The following is a 20002-nucleotide window of genomic DNA, read 5'->3' on the forward strand; positions in this document are numbered from 1 at the left end:
ACCGCGCGCTAGCCCAGGTAGAAGTCCCGGCGTGCGGCGACGAACACCTCGACCGACTGGGCGGGGATGCCGGTGACGCGTTCGACGTCGTGAGTGGATCGGTCGTAGCGGTTCTCGCGGTGCAGCCGGGCCATGGTGAGGATGTGCTGTTCGGTGTGCGGGGGCAGGCCCAGCTTGGCGAGCACCTCGGCCCGCCACCGCTCAGGCGGCATGTCCACGTAGGACACCGGTCGTCCCAGGGCCCGCGAGAACTCCTCGGCCATCCCGGTCATGTCCATGATGCGGGGGCCCGTCAGCTCGTAGACCTGTCCCACGTGCGGAGCGGGATCCCGGAGCACGGTCGCGACCACCCGGGCGACGTCGGACACGGCGACCGGCGAGGTGCGTCCGGAGCCGAAGGGCAGCGCGAGGGTGCCGTTCTCGCGGATCGAGAGTGCCGGCAACGCCGTGAACAGCGGGTTGTCCAGGAATGCCGTCGGCCGGATGTGCACCACGGGCAGACCGGACCAGTTCAGTACCTGCTCGGCCAGCCAGTGCAGCCGCTGCTGATGCGACTCGGCCGTACTGGTGGCGGTCATCTGGGACACCGTCATCTGCGACATGCCGACCAGCCCGTCCAGCTGCGCGCACTCGCGCGCCACGCTGGCCACCACGGTTGCCGCCAGCAGATGATCCGGCGACACGGGCATGGCGAAGTACATCCGCGCGACGCCCTCCAGGGCGGCCGCGACCTTCTCGGGCCGGGTCAGATCTCCTACGACGACCTCCGCGCCGAGCGCGCGCAGCTCGGCCGCGCGTTCGTCGTCCCGGCGGACCATCGCGCGCACGGGCACTTCCTGCGCGCGCAGCCCCTCCAGAACCGTACGGCCGACGCCGCCGGTGTGTGCGATGAGTACGAGATCGCTGGTCACCATGCCCCCGATCTTCCCCTCACCGATCGCGCCGGCGCGTCAACACACGCGCGCGTGGTGCGAAGGGTGCCCGGGTGCCCTTGGCATATAGGAGCATGTGCTCTTACTGTGGATGGGAAGCTTGGGAGGAACTCATGACGCCTGCGCCGACGAACTCTGTCGATCCCTGCAACAACCTGGCCCTGCGCAAGGCGGCCCGGTACATCGGTGCGTCGTACGACAAGGCCCTGGCCCCCGTCGGCCTGCGCGGCACCCAGCTGAGCATCCTCCAGAAGCTGAGCGAGCACGGTGAGACGACCATCTCCGCGCTAGCCGACATGATCGCCATGGACCGCACGACGATGGCCTCGAACCTCAAGCCGCTCGCCCGGGAGGGCCTCGTGACCGTCGAACAGTCGGCCAGGGACCGCCGCGCACGGATCGTCACGATCACGCCGGACGGACGCTCCCGGCTGAAGGCCGCGCTGCCGCACTGGCAGTCCGTGCAGGACCAGTTCGAGGAAAGCTTCGGCGCCGAAGAGGCCGCCCGGCTGCGGGCCACCCTGGAAGCCGTCCTTCACACCGGCTTCCACCCCTGGGCCGAGTAGGCGGGCGACGCCCCTCCCCGACGTTCCTTGCCACCGTCCCACCCCCGGCGATCAACCCCGGGGGCCCACGTACTGCCGGCCCCTTGGGCGCGGGCTTCTCCGCACCCAGGGGTCCGGTGCCGGTCATGGGGCCAGGTGCGGTGATCAGCGGCCGGGGGCGCGCCGCGTGACCTCCTGGAGCACCCAGCCGTTGCCGTCCGGGTCGCTGAAGGTGGCGAAGGAGCCGTATGAGGCGCGCTCAGGGTGCGGACCCGCCAGGCGCTCCTGGCCCGCACCGTCATGGACGACGTCCCCATCGGCGTGGCTGTGGTAGATGATGCCTGCGGCGTCGTGGAAGACCTCGCTCACCTCGACTCCGCGGGCGACGAGTTCCGCACGGGCGGCCTGGATGTCGGTGACGACCAGATAGAGACCCTGGACCGAGCCCGGCGCGGCGGAGGTGATCCCCTTGCCGATGAGGATCGAGCACTCCGAGCCGGGCGGCGTGAAGTGCGCGACGTGCCAGTTCTCACTGACAGCCTTCTCGAGATCCAGACGGAATCCCGCCGTCTCGTAGAAGGCCTTGGCCCGGCCGACGTCGGAGACGGGCAGCACCAGAAGTTCGAGCTTGAGATCCACGGAATTGCCCTTTCTTTCCTGCTTGGGTCGCATTGCTGCGAGAAGCCGCCGGTAGCGGTCCGGCGGCTCGAACAGTTAGGAGCATATGCTCGTATTTACTGGGAGGCAAGAAAGCCAGTCATGGCTGCGCAGTGCTCGACAGCGCCAGTTGGCCGATCAGCGTTTACCTGCCGCAATCCGGCCACACCCCTTCACCGGACCGCACGATCTCCCGAAGCATCATGTGTCCGACTGCGAACACCTTCGTGGAGACGTCGCGCGACGTCCCGAATCGCCTCGCGGGCGGCATCCGCTCATCCTGGAAAGGAGGGGCCAGCTTGGGGCAGCCGGAGGGAGCGTCGATGAAGGCAGTACGGACGCACGACCGTGACGCGGCCGCGGACGGCCTGGTCCTGGAGGAGGCACCGTACCCGTACGCCGGCGAGGGCGACGTCATCGTGCGCGTGCGCGCGGCCTCCTTCACCCCGGACGAGCTGTCCTGGCCGGCCTCTTGGGTCGAGCGGAGCGGCCGTGACCGGGCCCCTGTCATTCCGGGGCACGAGGTGTCGGGTGAGGTCGCCGAGGTCTCGGTGGGCACCACCGGGCTGTCGGTCGGTCAGCGTGTCATCGGGCTGACCGACTGGAACCGGGACGGCGCCCTCGCGGAGTACGTGGCGGTGGAGGCACGCAATCTGGCCCCGCTGCCTGCGGGAATCGACCATGTGCAGGCGGCGGCCCTGCCGATGCCGGGACTCACCGCCTGGCAGGGCCTCTTCGTCCACGGAAGGCTTCAGGCCGGGCAGAGCGTGCTGGTGCACGGTGCGGGCGGAGGCGTGGGGATGGCCACGACGCAGCTGGCCCACGCCGCGGGGGCACGAGTGATCGGGTCGGGGCGTGCGGGCAGCCGGGGCCGGGTGCTGGAACTCGGCGCGGAGGAATTCCTCGACCTCGGCCAACCGGGGTGGCAGGAAGCCGCAGGCCACGTCGATCTCGTCTTCGACGCGCTGGGCGGGGAGGTGCTCGATCAGTCGGCCGCCGTGGTCGGTCCCGGTGGCACCTTGGTGAGCATCGCCCAGCCGCCGCGCGTGCGGCCGGAGGACGGCCGGGCCATGTACTTCATCGTCGAACCCGATCGCGGTCACCTTCTGGAGGTCATTCGCACCTACGTGGAGGGGCGGCTGCGCCCCTTGGTCGGTGCCGTGCACCCGCTGGAGCACGCGCCGGAGGCGTTCCGTGCCAAGAAGGGAACCGCCGGCAAGACAGTCATCCGCGTCGCCTGAGCACCGGACAGCCGGGCCGCGCCAGGCTCGGAGGTCACGCACCGCGCCCCAGTCGCTGAGCGGTGGGCCGGCTCCGCTAGTACCCGGAGCCGTTGCCGGTGGGGTCGTCGTCACGGACGCGTTCGGCGAAAGCCTCCTCGGTCTGCGCGATCCTGGCGGCCTCCTCGAACACGGCGACGACCTGCGCGGCGGGGACGACAACGGCGCCGGACACGTCGGCGAACACGCAGTCGCCCGGCCGGACGGTCACACCGGACACGACGACCGGCCGGTCGATCTCGTACGGCGTGACGACGTCGCCGCCCCACTTGGAGGTCTGACCGAGACAGTAGACGGCGAGCTCATAGGCCGCGATCTCGACGAAGTCCCGGAGCCGGCCGTCGGCCAGGACACCCGCGAGCCCCTGTGCGGCCACCAGCGAGAGCTTCGTTCCGCCACCGAGCGACACGTCGGGATGCCCGTTGCCGGCGAGCACCAGGACCCGGCCCCGCGCGCCGTCCTCGACGGCGTCGTGGAACAGCCGGGTGAAGGTGAACCGCTCAGGTGGGAGGGACTCGGCGCACGACGGCAGGTACGAGATCGTCAGCGCGCGGCCCAGGAGGACCCGGCCCGGGGTGGGGGTCACCAAGTTGTCGATGTGACACCGGTGGCGGTGCATGCGTCCCATGGCATCGACCACGTCAGGGGTCCGCACGCGCGACGCGAGCTCTTTCAGGCGGTCGTCCATCTCTGCCATGAGGTCTCCCGACCCGACGTGCCGCGGTGTCACGTCGTACGTCGTCATCCGGATGTGGGCACCCTGAGGTGGTCCAGTCCGCTCGCGTCCAGCCAGGTCTGGGTGGGAGAGCGGACCATGCGAAGCAGAACGCCCTCGCAGCCAGGACAGCGCAGCACCGTCCCAGGCCCGTCGAGGTAGGCGTGGGTCTGGGCGAGCATCATCTGCTCGCCGCAGCCGCGGCAGCGCCCCCAGGCGGTCGTCATGTCGGTCCCGAACAGGGCTTGGAGATCGCCGGCGGCGGCATTGCCGTCGAGGAAAACAGGCGTCGAGGTCATGGGGATTCATTTCCCTTCGATCCGGCGGGCCAGGTGCGACCCGGCTCCGCCAGGGCAGCGGTCCAGCGCTAGCCACCGGGTCCGAAACGCTCGGTCCGGATGCGGCCGGGCTCGTGGCCCAGGGCCACCAGCAGGCCGGCGGCCCATTCGACGAAGCCGGTGGAACCGCAGACGTAGCAGGTGGGTTCGAAGTCCGGTGGCCACCCCGCGCCGGACAGATCCGAGGCCGTCAAGTGCCCGGGGGCCCGCGGCCATTGTGGCGGGGTGGAGCGGGTGTAGAGGTATGTCCTGTCCAGGCCCGGGTCGCCCTGCCTCAACTCCGCGGCGAACAGCTGGTACTCGGGGCTGCGCACGGAGTAGACCAACCGGAAGGGCGTACGGCTGCCCACCGCACGTCGGGTGCGGATCATCGCCATCAGCGGCACCAGGCCGGAGCCGCCGCCGACGAGGAGAACGGGCTCCTTCTGCTCGGGCCGCCACACGAACCAGCCGCCCACCGGTCCGCGCAACTCCACCGCGTCCCCCACGGCGAGGTCGTCCGTAAGGTACGGCGACACCTCGCCGTCATCGACGCGCTGCACGGTCAGCTCCACGCTCTCGCCGTCTGGTGCGGAAGCCAGCGAGTAGCTGCGCTGCGTGCTGTAGCCGTCCTCCGCGGTGAGCCGCATGTCCACGTGCTGCCCGGCCTGATGGCCCGGCCAGTCGGGCACCTCGAACACGAGGGTGCGGGCCACCGCCGACTCGACGCGCCGATCGACAAGACGGGCCGTCTTCCAGCGCAGCCGGTCGCCTAGTCGCCTTGATACCGCTGCTCCCGCCATGGGTCCCCATAGTCGTGGTAGCCGATGGTCTCCCAGAAGCCGAGCTCTTCCTCGTCGAGCAGCTGGATGCCGCGAACCCACTTGGCGGACTTCCAGAAGTACAGGTGCGGCACCAGCAGCCGCGCTGGGCCGCCGTGTTCGGGCGCGAGTTCATCGCCGTCGAAGCGGTACGCGATCCACGCCTGCCCGTCGAGGAGGTCTGCCAGGGGCAGGTTGGTGGTGTAGTCGCCGTAGGAGCGCACGAGCGCGTAGTCGGCACCGGTCTCCACGTCCTCCAGCAGCAGGTCCAGGGAGACTCCCTGCCATTCCGTGTCGAACTTCGACCACTTGGTGACGCAGTGCAGATCGACGGTGGGCGTCTGACTCGGCAGTGCCAGGAGCTCTGCCCAGTTCCAGCTGTGCCGCGCGCCTGTCTCCGTGCGGAGGGTGAATTCCCATGCGTCACGGTCCAGCACGGGCGTCGGGCCTGCCGACAGTACGGGGAAGTCGCCGGTCTCGTACTGCCCAGGGGGCAGTTTGTGCCGCGCGTCGCGCGCTCGGCCGTGGAATCCGCGGGAAATGACGGGCATGCCGTGCCCCCGTTCTGCGATGTGGCCTATCCCATTCTTCAGGACACCGCCCGGCACAGCATCTCGGCGGCGAAGCCCCGGGAGGACGCCACTCCCGCGCGGCCGGTGACCCTGTGCCGTGACCGGCGTCAGGGCGGGCCCGGACCGGATGGCAGGATGAGCGGCATGGATGTGCGCAGCAGGAACAATGTCGTGGTGACCGGCCGCCCGGACGGCCCCGTGGTGGTGCTGGCGCACGGGTTCGGCTGCGACCAGAACATGTGGCGTCTGGTCGTTCCCGCTCTGGCCGAGAACTACCGGGTGGTGCTCTTCGACTACGTCGGTTCCGGCGGTTCGGACCTGTCCGCCTGGAGCGAGGAGCGTTACGCGTCGCTGGACGGCTACGCCCAGGACGTGGTGGACGTCTGTGCGGAGCTGGATCTTCGCCGGGCGGTCCTCGTGGGGCACTCGGTCAGCGCCATGGTCGGTGTGCTGGCCGCACAGGCGGCGCCGGAGCGGATCGGGGCGCTGGTGATGGTGGCCCCCTCTCCCCGCTACATCGACGACGAGGGCTACCGCGGCGGGTTCACCGCCGGGGACATCGACGAGCTGCTGCAGTCGCTGGAGTCGAACTATCTGGGCTGGTCCTCGGCGATGGCTCCCGTCATCATGGGCAATCCTGAGCGTCCCGGGCTCGGGCAGGAGCTGACCGACAGCTTCTGCGCGACCGACCCGGACGTCGCGCGGGTCTTCGCGCGGACCACGTTCCTGTCCGACAGCCGCGAGGACCTGAAGAGCGTGCGCGTGCCGACGCTGGTGCTCGAGTGCGTCGAGGACGTCATCGCCCCGCGCGAGGTCGGCGCATACGTGCACGCCGCGATCCCCTCCTCAAGCCTGGTCACCCTGAACGCGACCGGCCACTGCCCGCAGCTCAGCGCACCGGAAGCCACCGCTGAGGCGATCCTCGGCTTCCTGCGGTCCCTGTGATGGGCCGGGCCGACCAGGATCCTGACCCCTCCGGCACCGGGGACGAGACGGACATCAGCGCGGTGTTCACGTCGCTGATGGAGGACAGCGCCGAGGAGCTGTACGAATCCGCCCCGTGCGGATACCTGTCGACCCTCATGGACGGCACCATCGCCAGGATCAACGGCACGCTGCTGGGCTGGCTCGGCATGGAACGTGAGGCGGTGGTGGGCCGGCTGCGCTTCACGGATCTGCTGACCGTCGGCGGCAAGCTCTACCACGAGACGCACTTCGCACCCCTGCTCCGGATGCAGGGCGAGATCACCGGCATCGCCCTGGAACTGAAGGTCACGGACGGTGGCCGGTTGCCGGTGCTGGTCTCCTCCGTGCTGAAGCGGAGCGGCGACGGCGAACCGCTGCTGATACGCACCACCGTCTTCGACGCCACGGACCGCCGCGCGTACGAAGCCGAACTCCTGCACCGCAAGCAGCAGGCCGAACAGGCCCGGGCCGAGGCCGAGCAGGCGCGCGCGGAGGCGGAAGAGGCACGTCGGCAGGCCGAGGCCGACCGGACGCGGCTGGCCGACGCGTTGTCCGTGCTGCAACAGTCGCTGCTGCCGACCTCGCTGCCCATCGTGCCCGGCATGGACACGGCCGTCTACTACCACGCCGCCTCCGCCTACCAACTCGGCGGCGACTTCTACGACCTGTTCCCCATCGACGGCACCCGCTGGGGCTTCTTCCTCGGCGACGTGTGCGGCAAGGGCCCGCAGGCCGCGGCCCTGACATCACTGACCCGCTACACCCTGCGTGCCGCCGCGCTGCACGACCCGGACCCGGTCACCGCCCTGGCCACGCTCAACGCCGTCCTGCACGACCGGTACACCGCGGGCGGTGACCCCCGCTACTGCACCGCCGTCTTCGGCGTCGTCGACACCGGCACCGGCGACGCCCCCACCATCCGCGTCGCCTCCGGCGGCCACCCCCCGGCCCTGGTCCTGCGGTCCACGGGGGAAGTCGAGTCCCTGGCCACCCCGGGTGGCCTGCTCGTCGGCGTGCTGCCCGCCGCGCCCTTCGCCACCGCCGGGGCCACGCTCGGGCCCGGCGACACCCTGCTGCTGTACACCGACGGCCTGACCGAGGCGCGTACCGGCCCCGGCCGTGACAGCCTGTACGGCGAAGACGCCCTGCACGCCTTCGCCGCCGCCCACGCCCCTGCCACCGCGCAGGAACTCGTCACCGCGTTGACGGGGCTGCTCAACGGCTTCGGCTCCGGCCTCGACGACGACACCGCTCTGCTCGCCCTCGGCGTTCCCGCCGTCCGTCCGCATCCCCGACCGGCAACGAGCCACGATCGATGACACCGCTGAACATCACCGAACGCATCATCGCCACCGGACCCGTCCTGGAGGTCGCCGGCGACCTCGACCACGCACACGCCGGGGCCCTGCGCCAACGGGTCGAGTCCTTGACCCTGCGGCCTGGCCAGCGCCTCGTCATCGACCTGACCGGTCTGACCTTCTGCGACTCCAGCGGCATCACCGCCTTTCTCGCCGCCCGCCAGCAAGCCGTGGCCGCGGGAGCGGACATCGTCCTGTCCGGCGTCCCGGTCAACACGTTGCGGGTCCTGACCATGGTCGGCCTCGACCAGGTCTTCACCATCAACCCCGCCTGACGACCGGTTCACCACCGGCGGAGGTGCCGGCCCCGGACGGCTAGGCTGGAACCACAGGCTGACAAGGATGCGATGCGATGGGTGACGGGCGCGCGCCTGGACCGTCCCACCAGGACGAACTGCTCGCAGCCGCGTGGGAGACGCACCGGCCCGCCGTGTTCGGCGTGGCCTACCGGCTGCTGGCCAGCGTGGCCGACGCCGAGGACGTGACCCAGGACGTGTGGCTGCGGGCGGCGGGAGCAGATCTGCGCGACGTCCGCGATCTGCGGGCCTGGCTGGTGACGGTGGCGGCGCGCCGGTCATACGACATCCTCAGGAGCGCTCGCCTGCGCCGGGAGACCTACGTCGGCCCGTGGCTGCCGGAACCACTGCTGACGGGGCCGGACGCGGCCGAGCCCGTGCTCGTCGACGAGTCCGTGGGTTCGGCGATGCTCCTGATCATGGAGGAGCTGAGCCCGCCGGAGCGGGTGGCCTTCGTGCTGCACGATGTCTTCGGGCTCGAGTTCGCCAGGATCGCGGAAGTGCTGGACGTCTCCGTGCCCGGTGCCCGGCAGCTCGCCTCGCGGGCCCGGCGGCGGGTGGCCCGGGCGAAGCAGTCCGTGCCACAGGCGCCGAGGGCGGAACGGGAGCGGGTGCTGGCGGCGTTCCGTGCGGCCTACGAGGCGGGGGATCTCGCGGGACTGATCAGGCTTCTGCATCCGGACGCCGTCTTCGTCACCGACGGCGGCGGCGAGTTCCCCGCGGCGCGCAAGCCCATCCTCGGGGGTGTGCGGGTCGCCGAGGTGATGGTCCGGCTGGTGCGTCAGTGGCGTCCCGACCGCATCCAGGTCGTCGAGGTCGGCGGTGAGCTCGCACTGCTGTTCCGCCGCGAGGGGCGGGTCCACTCCGTCGACACGGCGCAGATCACGGACGGCCTGATCACCGCGTACCGCAGGGTGCTCAATCCGCGGAAACTTCCCCACGTCTGAGCCGTCACACCCCGAGGTGCTGCCTCGTCTCCCTGGTGACAGCGCGGCGTGCGACGACGAGCCGCCGCCCGCCGCGCCACCGAGACGGCCCGCGACGCGGGCCACCGACGAAGCGAAGGAACCATGACCGAAACCCAGCGCGTCAACATGGGCAAGCAGCACCCGGCCCCCTACAAGGCCCTCATGGCCCTGTCGGCGGAGGCCGAAGGCGCGGCCGCCGCGGCGGGCCTCGACCCGCTCCTGGTCGAAATGCTGAAGATCCGCACCTCCCAGATCAACGGCTGCGCGTTCTGCATGCGCTTGCACACCCGTGACGCTCTGAAGAAGGGCGAGAGCCCCGACCGGATCGCCGTACTGCCCGCCTGGGCGGAGACCGGCTACTTCTCCGAGACCGACCGCGCCGCCCTGCGGCTGACGGAAGCGATCACGGGCGTGGCGGACGGACACGTGAGCGACGAGGACTACGACGCCGCCGCGGCCGTACTCACAGCGGACCAGGTGTCTGCGGTGGCATGGCTGGCCACGGTGATGAACGCCTTCAACCGTGTCGCGATCACCAGCCGGTACCCCGTCCGGGGCTGACCTCGGCCCGTGAGCCTTCGGGACCCGGCCCCGCCTACCCGCGGTACGCCTCCATCAGGCGCAGCCACACCTCGCTGATCGTCGGGAACGCGGGAACGGCGTGCCACAGCCGCTCGACGGGAACCTCGCTGACGACCGCGATGGTCGCGGACTGCAGCAGCTCCCCGATGCCGGGTCCCACGAAGGTGACGCCGATCACGGTGCCACGGTCGAGGTCGACCACCATGCGGGCCTGGCCGCGGAATCCCTCCGCGTACTGGGCCGCGCCTGCCACGCTCTGGAAGTCGTTGTCGACCACCTGGATCCGGCGCCCGGCGCGTTCCGCCTCCTGTGCGGTCAGGCCGACGAAGGCGACCTCGGGATCGGTGAAGACGACCTGGGGCACGGCTTCGCTGTCGGCGGTCGTGACGTGGGCGCCCCACTTGCCGTCGTCGAGCGGTTCGCCGTGGACGCGCGCGCCGATGACGGCGCCCGCGATCCGGGCCTGGTACTTGCCCTGATGTGTCATCAGGACGCGGTGGTTGACGTCGCCGACGGCGTACAGCCAGCCGTCCTCCACGGCAGTCACCCTGCAGGTGCCGTCGGCACGCAGCCAGTCGCCCGGGGTGAGGCCGATGGTCTCCAGACCGATGTCGTCCGTACGCGGCGCCCGTCCGGTCGCGAACAGGATCTCGTCGGCGACGAGTTGGTCGCCGTCCGCCAGGGTGATGCGCGCCTCGCCGTCGGGTCCGTCCTCGCGCGCCACGGACGTGACGGAGGCGCCGAAGCGTACGTCCACGCCCGCCTCGCGCAGCCCCTCGGCGACCAGTTCCCCGGCGAACGGCTCCCGGCCCGCGAGCAGACCGCTGCCACGGACCAGCTGAGTGACCTCGGACCCGAGCGCACGCCAGGCAGTGGCCATCTCGACCGCCACCACTCCCCCGCCGACCACGACGAGACGCCCCGGCACGGCGGAGGAACTGGTGGCCTCACGACTGGTCCAGACACGTACCCCGTCCAGACCCGGGAGGTCGGGCAGCGCGGCGCGGGTGCCGGTGCAGACGGCCACCACGTGCCGGGCGGTGAGGCGTACGGTGCCACCGTCGGGGGTGGTCACCACGACCTGGCGGGGGCCGTCAAGGCGGCCATGGCCTCGCACGATGTCGACGGCGACCGAGTTGAGCCATTCGACCTGACCGTCGTCCTGCCAGTGGAAGACGATGTCGTCGCGGTGCGCCAGGACCGCCGGCACGTCCAGTGGTCCGGCCACCGCCTTCCTCAGCCCGGGTACGCGGCGGGCGTCCGCCCGCGCCAGAACCGGCCGGAGCAGCGCCTTGCTGGGCTCGCAGGCATAGTACGAACACTCGCCACCGAGCAGCTCGCTCTCCACGATCACTGTGCTGAGCCCGGCCGCCTTGGTCCTGTCGGCCACGTTCTCACCGACGGGACCCGCGCCGATGACGACGACGTCGTAGGTACGGGAGGTGTCGTCCACTGCTGCTCCTGCGTCTCTCGTCCGCTTTCGCGGGTCCGTGTCACGGGGCGCGCACCACCGAAGGCACCCGGCGACGGCGGTCCGGCGGAGCGGACGGCCGTCCTGCGGGCCGGCGCCCGCGGGTCACCGTCCGGGGAGCCGTTGCGTGACTTCCTGGAGCACCCATCCGTTGCCGTCCGGGTCGCTGAACGAGGCGAACGATCCGTAACTCTGGCGCTCGGGCTCGGGGCCGCTGACCCGTCCCACTTCCCCGGCGTGGTGGAACACACCGCCGGCGTCGTGGAACACCTCGCTCATGTCGGCTCCCCGTTCGTGCAGTTCGGACCGGGCCGCCACGATGTCGTCGACGATCAGATGCAGTCCCTCGACCGAGCCGGGCTCCGCGTTCGTCACCCCGTTGCCGAACAGAAGCGAACAGTGCGATCCCGGGGGCGTCAGATGCACCACCCGGAACCCCTCGTCGTCCGAGTGGCCGACGTCCAGGCGGAAGCCCAGACCCTCGTAGAAGGCCTTGGCCCGGTCGACGTCGGAAACGGGTAGCACGACGACTTCGAACTTCAGATCCATCTGGCATCACCTTCCCTCGAGCTCCGGCCGCGCGCCCGCAACTGCGGGCCGGGGTCGGCTCCTTGACGACCGCCCCGTGCGACCCTGGTCGCGCGTCGCCGCGGGGAGTTGCCGACTACGTCTCCAGGTCGAGGCGCACGACGGCACCGATCTCGACGAGTTGTTCCGGCAGCGCGAGGGCGACCACGCCCATCACGGTGCTCGTGGGGCGGTGCTCGGCGAAGTACTCAGCGTGGAGACGGGCGAGCGCGTCGAAGTTCCGCCGGAGGTCGACGATCAGCACGGTGGACTCGACGACCTGGTTGCGGGACGCCCCGAACTCCCGCAGCACCCTGTCCAGGTTGGCGAACGTCGTCCTGACCTGGAGTTCGAAGTCGTCGGCGCCGACGAACGCACCGGCCTCGTCGTGGGACAGCTGCCCCGAGATGTACAGGGTCTCACCTGCCTGGAGTGCCTGGCTGAAGCCGAAGAGGGATTCCCAGGGCACGCCGAAACCGTACTTTTGAGCCTGGACAGTCATTGACATCTCCATCGATCCAGGTACTGCCGCAAGGCATTTCCGCGGCGCGGCGTGCCGGAGCCGCACGACCGCCCTTGATCCGGCGCCCGGCCGGAGGCTCCCACGGCAGAGCGCCATTCACTCGATCAGGCCAATTCGAGCCTAGCAACACATGTCGCCGGGTGCCTTTCGGCTGTCCACCAGCACACCGGGGTTGAGGACCCCACCGGGATCCAGGACCTCCTTCGCTGCGCGCAGGACCCGGGCGAAGAGTTCCGGGCGCTGGAGGTCGTAGTGAGGCCGGTGATCGCGACCCACGGCGTGGTGGTGGGTGACGGTGGCCCGGTGACGATGCAGGACGTCGCCCGCGACGGCCTTGAGGTCGTCCCAGACGGCCACCTCGTCGCCGGGCCGTCCTGCGGCGATCACGGTGAAGTAGGGTGCCGCGCCGTCGGGATAGACGTGTGTGAGGCGGCAGTTGACGATCGCCGGGTGCCCCGTCGCCTTGAACGCGGCCGCGCCCACTTCCGTGCGGACGGCGTCGATCAGCGCGGGCAGCCGGTCCCACGTGGTGGCCGTCTCGAAGGTCTCCGTGACGGCGCCCATCCGGGCGAGGCCGTCCCGCAGGTAGGGCATGCGCAGGAAGGCGGAGCGCCATGCCCCGACAGCCTCGTCGGCAGGCGCTCCCGGACCCGTGGCGCCGGCCCCGGTCCGGCCGCCGTGGGCGCGGGCCAGTTCCAGGGCCTGGTCGAGACGGCCCTCCACGGGACCGGTCGACGACTCGAAGCCCAGGACGAGCACCGCGCTGCCGTCCTCGGCGGCACCGGAGAGCGCGGCCTCTCCGGGATCGAGCAGCCGGCAGTTGGCGGGTGCGAGGTCGGACTGGGCAAGGGCGCGCACCGCGCCGAGCGCGGTACGGAACTCGGCGAAGGACACCGAGGCGGACGCCTTGTGGCGAGGGCGTTCCTGCAGACGCATCCACGCCTCGGTGATGACGCCCAGGGAGCCTTCGGACCCGAGGAAGAGGCGGTCTGGTGAGGGGCCGGCTCCGGATGCGGGCAGCCGCCAGGACGCGCTGGTGCCGGCGGGGGTGACGACACGGAGCGACTGCGCGAAGTCGTCGATGTGGGTGCGCACCGTGGCGTAGTGCCCACCGGCCCGGGTGGCCAGCCAGCCGCCGAGGGTGGAGAACTCGAAGCTCTGCGGGAAGTGGCGCAGGGTCAGCCCGTGCGGTCGCAGCTGCCCCTCCAGATCGGGGCCGAGGACACCGGCCTGGATGCGGGCGGCACGGCTGTCGGTGTCGATCTCCAGCACCTGGTTCATGGCGGTCAGGTCCAGGGACATCACCGCGCGGTGTTCCCCGCCCCGGTATTCGACGCCGCCGACGACCGAGGAGCCACCGCCGTAAGGGATGACGGCCACCTGCTGCTCACCGGCCCATTCCAGCAGGTCGGCGACGTCCTGGTCACGGGCCGGACAGGCGACCAGGTCGGGGATCCGGCCCGGCCGGCCCCGCAGGGCGCGCGTGACATCGCGATAGGCCTTGCCCCTCGCGTGGGCGGCGCGGGCCTCGGGGTCGTATGTCACCAAGTGCGCGAGGCTGCGCGGCGCGTCGACGGCCGGGCTGCCGATGCGCAGGCCGGCCACCTCGGGCAGGGGGAGCGGACGCGCGAGGGTGCCGGGGACGAGGGCGCCCAGCGCCATGCACTCCGCGTCGTCCGGGTGGGAGTCCACCCACCCCCATCCCCACCAGGAACGGGTTCGGGACGTACGCGCCACGGTCTCGTCGGGCATGGGCCGGCTCCTTCATCGAACTTACCAGAAGGTAAATTACCTAGTGGTAAATTACCTTCATGGCAACCCCTTCCGCGCGAGCGGGCACCAAAGGCGTCCCCCGGGCACAGCGTGAGCAGCAGATCATCGCCGCGGCCACGCGGGAGTTCGGCCGCCGCGGCTACGAGGGCACCTCACTCGCGACCGTCGCCGCCCGGGTCGGAGTCACCAAGACGCTGCTCCACCAGTACTTCGGCGCCAAGCAGGACCTGTACCTCGCCTGCCTGATCCCGGTCGGCGACCGGATCCTGTCGGCCATCCGGGCCGCCATGGAGGACACCGCCGGTGCCGGCACCGAGGAGCTGAAGGGCGGCGCGGGCGAGAAGGCCGGCGCGAAGGCGTCGCACACACCGCTGCGAGTGCTGCACGGCCTGTTCACCGCACTGGAAGGGCAGCGGGAGGCATGGTTCGTCCTCTACGACACCTCACTGCCGGAGGGCAGCGAGGCCGCCCGTCGCGCACGGCGCTACCGGACCGCCGTCGACGAGTGTGCGGCACGTGGTACGGCCGATGTGCTGCTGGCAGCCGGCTCCTTCGACTCCCTGGACGCCGACGCTCTTCGGTACGCCTGGCAGGGTCTGGCCACGGCCCTCGTCCGCTGGTGGATCAACCATCCCGACGAGTCGGCGGATGCCATGGCCGAACGCTGCGCCCGCCTGTTCACCACGGCTCGCGGCGCACTCGGCGCATAGTCGCGGGCGGTCGCGGGCGGTCGCCGGCGGGACGCCTCAGGACGTGCGCCGGCGCGACGGGCCGAGGCGAACCTGACGGCCGTGCCGCGCCCGTCGGCGTACCTGAATATTCGCTTGCGTGTCCGGCAACTGCTCGGCACCGTGGAGCCGGTGAGCGACAAACCCGAGCGATGGACAAAGGCAAGCGTCTACCCCGACATGTGGGTCGACCCCGACGACGACCCTCGCAACAGCGAGGGGGCAAGCCCGGACGGCGAGTTGGCGACCCTGCAGGATTTCCTCACCGGATACCGCATGACGCTGAGGATGAAGTGCGACGGGTTGGCTCCGCAGGACCTGGCGCGCCGGTCGGTGCCCCCGTCGACCATGTCCCTGCTGGGCCTGGTCCGTCATCTCGCCGAGGTGGAGCGGGACTGGCGCAACTGGATCCGCCCGGAGGACCCGGCACCGAAACTGTACGGAGCGCGCGACGCGGACTTCGAGGGCGCCGTGGCGGAACAAGCCGTGGTCGAGGCCGCGTTCACCGACCTCGCTCGTGAACAGGCGGAGACCGACGCGGCGTTGGCCGAGTACGCGGATCTTGGCACCCGGGTGGGCAAGGACGGCACGGTCGTCCGGGAGCTGTGGGTTCACCGCATCGAGGAGTACGCCCGCCACTGCGGGCACGCCGATCTGCTGCGCGAGTGCATCGACGGCCGGGTGGGTCAGTAGGCGCTGGGGGGCGTGCGCGCCACGGCCGGCCGGCAGGCCGAGCGGAATCCGCGCGCGGGGCGTGGGTGGTCATCGCGGGCCGTCCGACGGCCCGCGCAGCCGAACTCCGGCTTCCTCGAAGGCCCCTTCACGGCTGCCCCGGCGCTCACGCCTCATCCGGAACCGGCCGTCGCAGCAGGTACGCGGCGGCCGACGAGACGAGGACGACCATGCACCCGATGAACACCAGCCCCGCCCCCTCCAGGCCGACCGGGTCCGTCAGCGCCCCCACACCGATCACCGGCACCGAGATGCCCGCGTAGGCCACCACGAACAGCGTGGAGATCACCTCCGCCCGGCGGTCCGCGGGTGACGCCTGGGCCACCGCTGCCAGCGCCGCGCGGAACGTCAGCCCCTGCCCGGTTCCGCCGACGAGCGCGCTCAGCACCACCAGCAGGATCAGGTCCCAGTGCAGTGCGCCCGCGAGCAGCGCGAGCCCGGCGAAGAGCCCGGCGCACCCCAGCGGCAGTGAACGACGCACCCCGATCCGGCCGACAGCCAGCTGCCCGGCGGTCGAGGAGAAGAAGGCGAGGGCGACGACCAGCCCGCTCACGGCGTGATCGCGCAGGTCCAGGGACTGAGCGAGGAACGCGGGACTGACCGAGGTGAACACCCCGAACAGCGCGAAGCCCACGAACGAGGCGATCGCCGCGGGTCCGAACACCGCCCGCACCTGAGCGGGCAGGGCGGGCCACTGCGGCCGTACGGTGCTCAGCGGCGTCCGCTCCCGTACGGTCTCCGGAAGACGCAGCAGTACCGCGACCGAGGCCGCCACCAGCGCGAGGTGCACGGCGAAGGGCAGGTACAGCGGCCAGGCGGCGTACTCCGCGAGCACTCCGGCGAGCAACGGACCGCAGCCGAGTCCGCCCATGTTGGCCGCCGTCGCGACGAACGTCGCCCGCGAGGCGCCCCCGTGCGGCGCAAGCTCCATCACGTACGCGGTGGCCGCGCCGGTGAACAGACCGGCCGACAGCCCTGACAACAGCCGCCCCGCGTACATCCAGTCCAGCCCCGTGGCGCACAGGAAGCACACGGCGCTCGCTGCCGCGAACCCCAGCCCCCACAGCAGCACCGGACGCCGCCCCGCCGCGTCGGAGACGTTGCCCGCCAGCAGCAGCACGCCGATGACCCCGAAGGCGTACACGGCGTAGACGACGGTCACCGTGAACTCGGAGAACCCGAACTTCTCCTGATAGAGGGGATACAGAGGAGTCGGCAGCGTGGTGCCGGCCATGCACACGGCGAAGACCGCCCCCGCGAGCACACACTCACGCCACCCTCGGCGCACGCCGTCCATGCCGCCGAAGGTAACCCCGGGCCCCGAACCGGACCCGCCCCGGCACGCCACCACCACAGGAGAGCGGACGGGAGACCCACTGAACAGCGGAGTCGCCGGCGAGCCGCGCGCGGACACCGCGAACGGCCCAGGTGCGGGCTCCGCCGGGCTGCGGTCCGTTCGGCGGCGGCCGACAATGGGGAGCGGGTCGCATGTCCGCCCGCCCACGAGACCGCGGCGCCGCCCGAGAGGAGCGTGCTCATGCGCGCTGAGTCTTCGCCGGCCGCGCGCAGGGGAGCCCTCATCGCGGTCGCTGCCGCCCCCTTCTGCCTCCAGCTCGACTTCTTCTTCGCGCTGAACCCGGCCCTCCCCGGCGGCGCCAGGGAATTCGCCGTGCCGCGGCGTGGGGGCGCCGGGTCCGTTGACGGCGGCGTCTTCACCGAGGGGCCGGAGGCGGCGTACGACGCGATCCCGCGCGTCGGCGAGGCGGTGATGCCGGCGGCGTCCGCGGACGTGACGGTCGGACCTCACCGGCAGGGGGCTCCCGCCGGTGCGGCGCCCCTCGCGCCGCGTGCGCCACATGACGGGCGCCTGCCGTGACGGGCGGACTGCGGCGTACCGAGATTCTGCACCGTTCGGTGCGGGTGTCCCTCTCCGCGTCCGCAGGCTTCTATCCCTTCCTGTACGGCGTCGACCAGCCGGTGGTGGCGCTGTACGCGCTGTTCGCGCCGATCTCCCTCGGTCTGCTGTCCTCGATTCCCGGGTCGGGGCGTCAGCGGGCCGAGGTGATGCTGAAGGCGCTGCCGGTGGGTCTGCTGCTGGTGGCGCTGGGGACCGTGCTGGCGGTGCAGACCTGGGCGGCGGTGCTGGGGATGCTCGTCGTGGGGTTCCTCCTGGCCTTCGCGGCCATCGCGGGCCCGCGTCCGGCCGGGGCGGCGCCGGGACTCCAGCTCTTCTACATCCTGGCCTGCTTCCCGCCGTACGAGCCGGAGACCCTGTGGCTGCGGCTGGCCGGGCTCAGCTACGGCGTGGTGGTGCTCGCGCTGTGCGAGCTGTTCCTGCTGCCGCAGCCGCCCGGCCCGACCTACCGGGCGGCGCTCGCGCAGGCCCTGTCGACCGCCGGTGACACCATCGCGGGACGCACCCACCTCTCCCCCGCCGACCTGCGGGCGGCCGGTGCGCGGCTGCGGCTGTCCGACACCCCGCCCGCGGAACGCCCGGCCGCCCCGGGACGTGCCGCCCGTGGCCTGGCCCAGGCGGGGTCCGCCACGCGACGGCTGCTCGAACAGCTGGCTCATCTGACCGAGTCCGGCGAACTGCGCGAGCTGGTCCGGGACGGCACCGGCGAGGGTGCCGGCGCCAGGACCGGCCAGGGTGTCTGCGATGTGGCGTCCGGGTCGCTGCTGCCGCAGGTGGCCACGTTGTGCCAGGAGACGGCAGCCGCCCTGCGGTCCGGCCGGGCCGCCCCGGGCCCGCAGCGGATGAACGCGGCGATCGACGGCTTCCAGCAGTTGCGCATCCGCCAGGTGACCGGCCCGGCGGCCGAGGTTCCTCCGGTGGCGGTGCTGCGCCGGCAGGCGGCGCTGCTGGCCGTCGCCGAGTCGGTACGGGTCCTGGAGATCTCCGTACGGGTCGCCCTCGACGGACGGCGCACCCCACCCATCGAGCCACGGGAGTTGTTCTGGTACACGCAGGCCTCCACGCCCTCCCTGTGGGTGCGCCGGATCGTGGGCAACATGACGCTGCGCTCCGTGCAGTTCCAGAACGCCCTGCGGATCGCGCTGGCCCTCGCCGCCGCACGGCTCGTCGCCGGTTCGCTCGACCTCACCCACGGCTTCTGGGTGCTGCTGGCGGTACTGACGCTGAGCCGCACCACCGTGGGAGAGACCTGGGCCGCCATCCGCAAGGCCGTCGCGGGCAACCTCGTCGGCGCCGTCGCGGCCGGGGCCCTGCTCATCGGCCTCGGGCAGCACACCGAGGCGTACGCCGCGCTCCTCGCGCCGGGCATGCTCGTCGCGTTCGCGCTCGGGCCCCTGCTCGGCATCGCCTGGGCCCAGGGGCTCTTCACCCTCGTGGTCGCCACCGCGTTCGCCCAGATCGCCCCCGCGTCGTGGCACCTGGCAGCGGCACGGATCGTGGACGTCGTCGCCGGCAGCGCCATCGGCCTGCTGTGCGCCATGCTCGCCTGGCCGTCGGGTGCCCGGCGGGAGGTCCGCCGGACCATGGCCGGGCTGCTGCGGGAATGCGGCCCGCTGGTCAAGGGCACCGTGGCGACGCTGACCGCCATGCCGCCCCGCTCGGCCCCCGCTCCGCCGACGCTCCCCGCCCTGCACCGGCTGCGCCTCGCCGAATCCGCCTACGCCCAGTACCGCAGCGAGCCCGCGGGCAGCGCGTCCAGCAGCATGGACTGGCATGCCGTGCTCATCGCCGCCCACCACATCCTGCTCGGCGCCCAGTGGCTGCCCCGCGTCGACCTGCCCGCCAAGGCCCTTTCCGAGGACGCCGCCGAGCAGGCCCGATCCGGCGCCCGCGCACTGGCGAACACCATCGACCGCCTCGCCGCCCTGTGCGCCGGCGACCCGCCCCAGCCGGAGCGGGCCGGGGCGTCGGGCACACGGTCGGGGTCGGCCGTCCCGCCGCCGGGCGGGACACGCGCGGACACCGCGGAACCGGCGGCATCCCGCCCGGACACCCCCGAGACCCCGCCCGGACGGCCGGCCGAACGGCGCCCACCCCCACAACCGTCCGGGACACGTGCGGACATCGGGGAGCCGGCCGAGTCCCGCTCGGACACGGCGCAGCCACCGCCTGGGCAGCCGACCGTAGAGCGCCCACCCCCACAACCGTCCGGGACACGTGCGGACATCGGGGAGCCGGCCGAGTCCCGCTCGGACACGGCGCAGCCACCGCCTGGGCAGCCGAC

The 20002-nt window shown here is 71.7% G+C and carries 22 protein-coding genes; 11 read left to right on the forward strand and 11 right to left on the reverse strand.

The window, feature by feature from the left end; translation table 11 throughout:
- Positions 1 to 8: 8 nt before the first annotated feature.
- A complete protein-coding gene (locus tag ACIHCM_RS17420; RefSeq protein ID WP_399896029.1) occupies positions 9 to 914 on the reverse strand; it encodes an NmrA family NAD(P)-binding protein in 906 nt (301 codons plus the stop codon).
- 131 nt (positions 915 to 1045) lie between these two features.
- On the opposite strand from ACIHCM_RS17420, the gene ACIHCM_RS17425 reads away from it, so the two are divergent.
- A complete protein-coding gene (locus ACIHCM_RS17425; protein ID WP_399896032.1) occupies positions 1046 to 1498 on the forward strand; it encodes a MarR family winged helix-turn-helix transcriptional regulator in 453 nt (150 codons plus the stop codon).
- A 144-nt stretch (positions 1499 to 1642) separates the two neighbouring features.
- Here the strand turns inward: ACIHCM_RS17425 and ACIHCM_RS17430 are convergent, their stop codons facing one another.
- Positions 1643 to 2116: a VOC family protein gene (locus tag ACIHCM_RS17430; RefSeq protein ID WP_399896035.1), complete on the reverse strand. Its 474-nt coding sequence runs from the start codon at positions 2114 to 2116 to the stop codon at positions 1643 to 1645.
- Between the two features lie 341 nt (positions 2117 to 2457).
- Here ACIHCM_RS17430 and ACIHCM_RS17435 point away from each other — a divergent pair, with 341 nt between their 5' ends.
- Positions 2458 to 3375, forward strand: a complete 918-nt coding sequence (locus tag ACIHCM_RS17435; RefSeq protein WP_399896038.1) for an NADP-dependent oxidoreductase — start codon at positions 2458 to 2460, stop codon at positions 3373 to 3375.
- Positions 3376 to 3451: 76 nt separating this feature from the next.
- Here the strand turns inward: ACIHCM_RS17435 and ACIHCM_RS17440 are convergent, their stop codons facing one another.
- The 4 genes from ACIHCM_RS17440 to ACIHCM_RS17455 form a co-directional block, all read right to left on the reverse strand.
- A complete protein-coding gene (locus tag ACIHCM_RS17440) occupies positions 3452 to 4111 on the reverse strand; it encodes an RraA family protein (protein ID WP_399896041.1) in 660 nt (219 codons plus the stop codon).
- A gap of 44 nt (positions 4112 to 4155) precedes the next feature.
- Positions 4156 to 4428, reverse strand: a complete 273-nt coding sequence (locus ACIHCM_RS17445; protein WP_399896045.1) for a DUF6510 family protein — start codon at positions 4426 to 4428, stop codon at positions 4156 to 4158.
- 68 nt (positions 4429 to 4496) lie between these two features.
- Positions 4497 to 5249, reverse strand: a complete 753-nt coding sequence (locus tag ACIHCM_RS17450) for a ferredoxin reductase (RefSeq protein WP_399896048.1) — start codon at positions 5247 to 5249, stop codon at positions 4497 to 4499.
- Positions 5219 to 5818, reverse strand: a complete 600-nt coding sequence (locus tag ACIHCM_RS17455; RefSeq protein ID WP_399896051.1) for a sulfite oxidase-like oxidoreductase — start codon at positions 5816 to 5818, stop codon at positions 5219 to 5221. The genes ACIHCM_RS17450 and ACIHCM_RS17455 overlap by 31 nt, the downstream gene beginning before the upstream one ends.
- Before the next feature lie 165 nt (positions 5819 to 5983).
- Between ACIHCM_RS17455 and ACIHCM_RS17460 the strand changes: the two genes are divergently transcribed.
- The 5 genes from ACIHCM_RS17460 (at position 5984) to ACIHCM_RS17480 (ending at position 9988) form a co-directional block, all read left to right on the forward strand.
- The gene (locus ACIHCM_RS17460; protein WP_399896053.1) at positions 5984 to 6784 is read left to right on the forward strand and encodes an alpha/beta fold hydrolase; all 801 of its coding nucleotides are present in this window, start codon (positions 5984 to 5986) and stop codon (positions 6782 to 6784) included.
- Entirely contained in the window at positions 6784 to 8124 is a 1341-nt protein-coding gene (locus ACIHCM_RS17465) for a PP2C family protein-serine/threonine phosphatase (protein WP_399896056.1), read from the forward strand. Before ACIHCM_RS17460 ends, ACIHCM_RS17465 begins: the two co-directional genes overlap by 1 nt.
- On the forward strand, positions 8121 to 8438 hold the full coding sequence (locus ACIHCM_RS17470; RefSeq protein ID WP_399896059.1) for an STAS domain-containing protein: 318 nt from the start codon (positions 8121 to 8123) through the stop codon (positions 8436 to 8438). Before ACIHCM_RS17465 ends, ACIHCM_RS17470 begins: the two co-directional genes overlap by 4 nt.
- A gap of 77 nt (positions 8439 to 8515) precedes the next feature.
- Positions 8516 to 9406 carry an RNA polymerase sigma factor SigJ gene (sigJ, locus tag ACIHCM_RS17475; protein ID WP_399896062.1) on the forward strand — a complete coding sequence of 297 codons (891 nt, stop codon included), beginning with the start codon at positions 8516 to 8518 and terminating at the stop codon, positions 9404 to 9406.
- Between the two features lie 123 nt (positions 9407 to 9529).
- The gene (locus ACIHCM_RS17480) at positions 9530 to 9988 is read left to right on the forward strand and encodes a carboxymuconolactone decarboxylase family protein (protein WP_399896065.1); all 459 of its coding nucleotides are present in this window, start codon (positions 9530 to 9532) and stop codon (positions 9986 to 9988) included.
- A 34-nt stretch (positions 9989 to 10022) separates the two neighbouring features.
- Here the strand turns inward: ACIHCM_RS17480 and ACIHCM_RS17485 are convergent, their stop codons facing one another.
- From ACIHCM_RS17485 to ACIHCM_RS17500, 4 genes are all read right to left on the reverse strand, one after another.
- Positions 10023 to 11462, reverse strand: a complete 1440-nt coding sequence (locus tag ACIHCM_RS17485; RefSeq protein WP_399896069.1) for a dihydrolipoyl dehydrogenase family protein — start codon at positions 11460 to 11462, stop codon at positions 10023 to 10025.
- Between the two features lie 123 nt (positions 11463 to 11585).
- Positions 11586 to 12029 carry a VOC family protein gene (locus ACIHCM_RS17490; RefSeq protein ID WP_399896073.1) on the reverse strand — a complete coding sequence of 148 codons (444 nt, stop codon included), beginning with the start codon at positions 12027 to 12029 and terminating at the stop codon, positions 11586 to 11588.
- A gap of 115 nt (positions 12030 to 12144) precedes the next feature.
- Complete coding sequence (locus tag ACIHCM_RS17495; protein WP_399896076.1) at positions 12145 to 12516, reverse strand: RidA family protein; 372 nt, start codon at positions 12514 to 12516, stop codon at positions 12145 to 12147.
- A 174-nt stretch (positions 12517 to 12690) separates the two neighbouring features.
- Entirely contained in the window at positions 12691 to 14322 is a 1632-nt protein-coding gene (locus ACIHCM_RS17500; RefSeq protein ID WP_399896080.1) for an FAD-binding oxidoreductase, read from the reverse strand.
- Positions 14323 to 14381: 59 nt separating this feature from the next.
- On the opposite strand from ACIHCM_RS17500, the gene ACIHCM_RS17505 reads away from it, so the two are divergent.
- Positions 14382 to 15053, forward strand: a complete 672-nt coding sequence (locus tag ACIHCM_RS17505; protein WP_399896083.1) for a TetR/AcrR family transcriptional regulator — start codon at positions 14382 to 14384, stop codon at positions 15051 to 15053.
- A 150-nt stretch (positions 15054 to 15203) separates the two neighbouring features.
- Positions 15204 to 15764, forward strand: coding sequence for a DinB family protein (locus tag ACIHCM_RS17510; protein WP_399896086.1), 561 nt, complete (start codon positions 15204 to 15206; stop codon positions 15762 to 15764).
- A gap of 145 nt (positions 15765 to 15909) precedes the next feature.
- On the opposite strand, the gene ACIHCM_RS17515 is transcribed toward ACIHCM_RS17510, so the two are convergent.
- Positions 15910 to 17100 (reverse strand): MFS transporter, encoded by a 1191-nt coding sequence (locus tag ACIHCM_RS17515; protein ID WP_399896089.1) that lies wholly within the window; start codon positions 17098 to 17100, stop codon positions 15910 to 15912.
- Between the two features lie 240 nt (positions 17101 to 17340).
- On the opposite strand from ACIHCM_RS17515, the gene ACIHCM_RS17520 reads away from it, so the two are divergent.
- Positions 17341 to 17679: a hypothetical protein gene (locus ACIHCM_RS17520; RefSeq protein WP_399896092.1), complete on the forward strand. Its 339-nt coding sequence runs from the start codon at positions 17341 to 17343 to the stop codon at positions 17677 to 17679.
- Positions 17676 to 20002 (forward strand): FUSC family protein (locus tag ACIHCM_RS17525; RefSeq protein ID WP_399896095.1); only part of this gene is annotated, 2327 nt, incomplete at its 3' end. The genes ACIHCM_RS17520 and ACIHCM_RS17525, both read left to right, overlap by 4 nt.

Origin of the sequence: Streptomyces sp. NPDC052023 (assembly GCF_044548465.1) — a bacterium.
Classification (GTDB): Bacteria; Actinomycetota; Actinomycetes; order Streptomycetales; family Streptomycetaceae; genus Streptomyces.

Bases quoted from the DNA above. Each gene is read 5' to 3' on its own strand.
- ACIHCM_RS17515 (WP_399896089.1), bottom strand. From the start codon at position 17,100: ATGGACGGCGTGCGCCGAGGGTGGCGTGAGTGTGTGCTCGCGGGGGCG.
- ACIHCM_RS17455 (WP_399896051.1), bottom strand. From the start codon at position 5,818: ATGCCCGTCATTTCCCGCGGATTCCACGGCCGAGCGCGCGACGCGCGG.
- ACIHCM_RS17440 (WP_399896041.1), bottom strand. From the start codon at position 4,111: ATGGCAGAGATGGACGACCGCCTGAAAGAGCTCGCGTCGCGCGTGCGG.
- ACIHCM_RS17465 (WP_399896056.1), top strand. From the start codon at position 6,784: ATGGGCCGGGCCGACCAGGATCCTGACCCCTCCGGCACCGGGGACGAG.
- sigJ (WP_399896062.1), top strand. From the start codon at position 8,516: ATGGGTGACGGGCGCGCGCCTGGACCGTCCCACCAGGACGAACTGCTC.
- ACIHCM_RS17490 (WP_399896073.1), bottom strand. From the start codon at position 12,029: ATGGATCTGAAGTTCGAAGTCGTCGTGCTACCCGTTTCCGACGTCGAC.
- ACIHCM_RS17470 (WP_399896059.1), top strand. From the start codon at position 8,121: ATGACACCGCTGAACATCACCGAACGCATCATCGCCACCGGACCCGTC.
- ACIHCM_RS17460 (WP_399896053.1), top strand. From the start codon at position 5,984: ATGGATGTGCGCAGCAGGAACAATGTCGTGGTGACCGGCCGCCCGGAC.
- ACIHCM_RS17435 (WP_399896038.1), top strand. From the start codon at position 2,458: ATGAAGGCAGTACGGACGCACGACCGTGACGCGGCCGCGGACGGCCTG.
- ACIHCM_RS17450 (WP_399896048.1), bottom strand. From the start codon at position 5,249: ATGGCGGGAGCAGCGGTATCAAGGCGACTAGGCGACCGGCTGCGCTGG.
- ACIHCM_RS17425 (WP_399896032.1), top strand. From the start codon at position 1,046: ATGACGCCTGCGCCGACGAACTCTGTCGATCCCTGCAACAACCTGGCC.
- ACIHCM_RS17505 (WP_399896083.1), top strand. From the start codon at position 14,382: ATGGCAACCCCTTCCGCGCGAGCGGGCACCAAAGGCGTCCCCCGGGCA.
- ACIHCM_RS17500 (WP_399896080.1), bottom strand. From the start codon at position 14,322: ATGCCCGACGAGACCGTGGCGCGTACGTCCCGAACCCGTTCCTGGTGG.
- ACIHCM_RS17420 (WP_399896029.1), bottom strand. From the start codon at position 914: ATGGTGACCAGCGATCTCGTACTCATCGCACACACCGGCGGCGTCGGC.
- ACIHCM_RS17520 (WP_399896092.1), top strand. From the start codon at position 17,341: ATGCGCGCTGAGTCTTCGCCGGCCGCGCGCAGGGGAGCCCTCATCGCG.
- ACIHCM_RS17445 (WP_399896045.1), bottom strand. From the start codon at position 4,428: ATGACCTCGACGCCTGTTTTCCTCGACGGCAATGCCGCCGCCGGCGAT.
- ACIHCM_RS17480 (WP_399896065.1), top strand. From the start codon at position 9,530: ATGACCGAAACCCAGCGCGTCAACATGGGCAAGCAGCACCCGGCCCCC.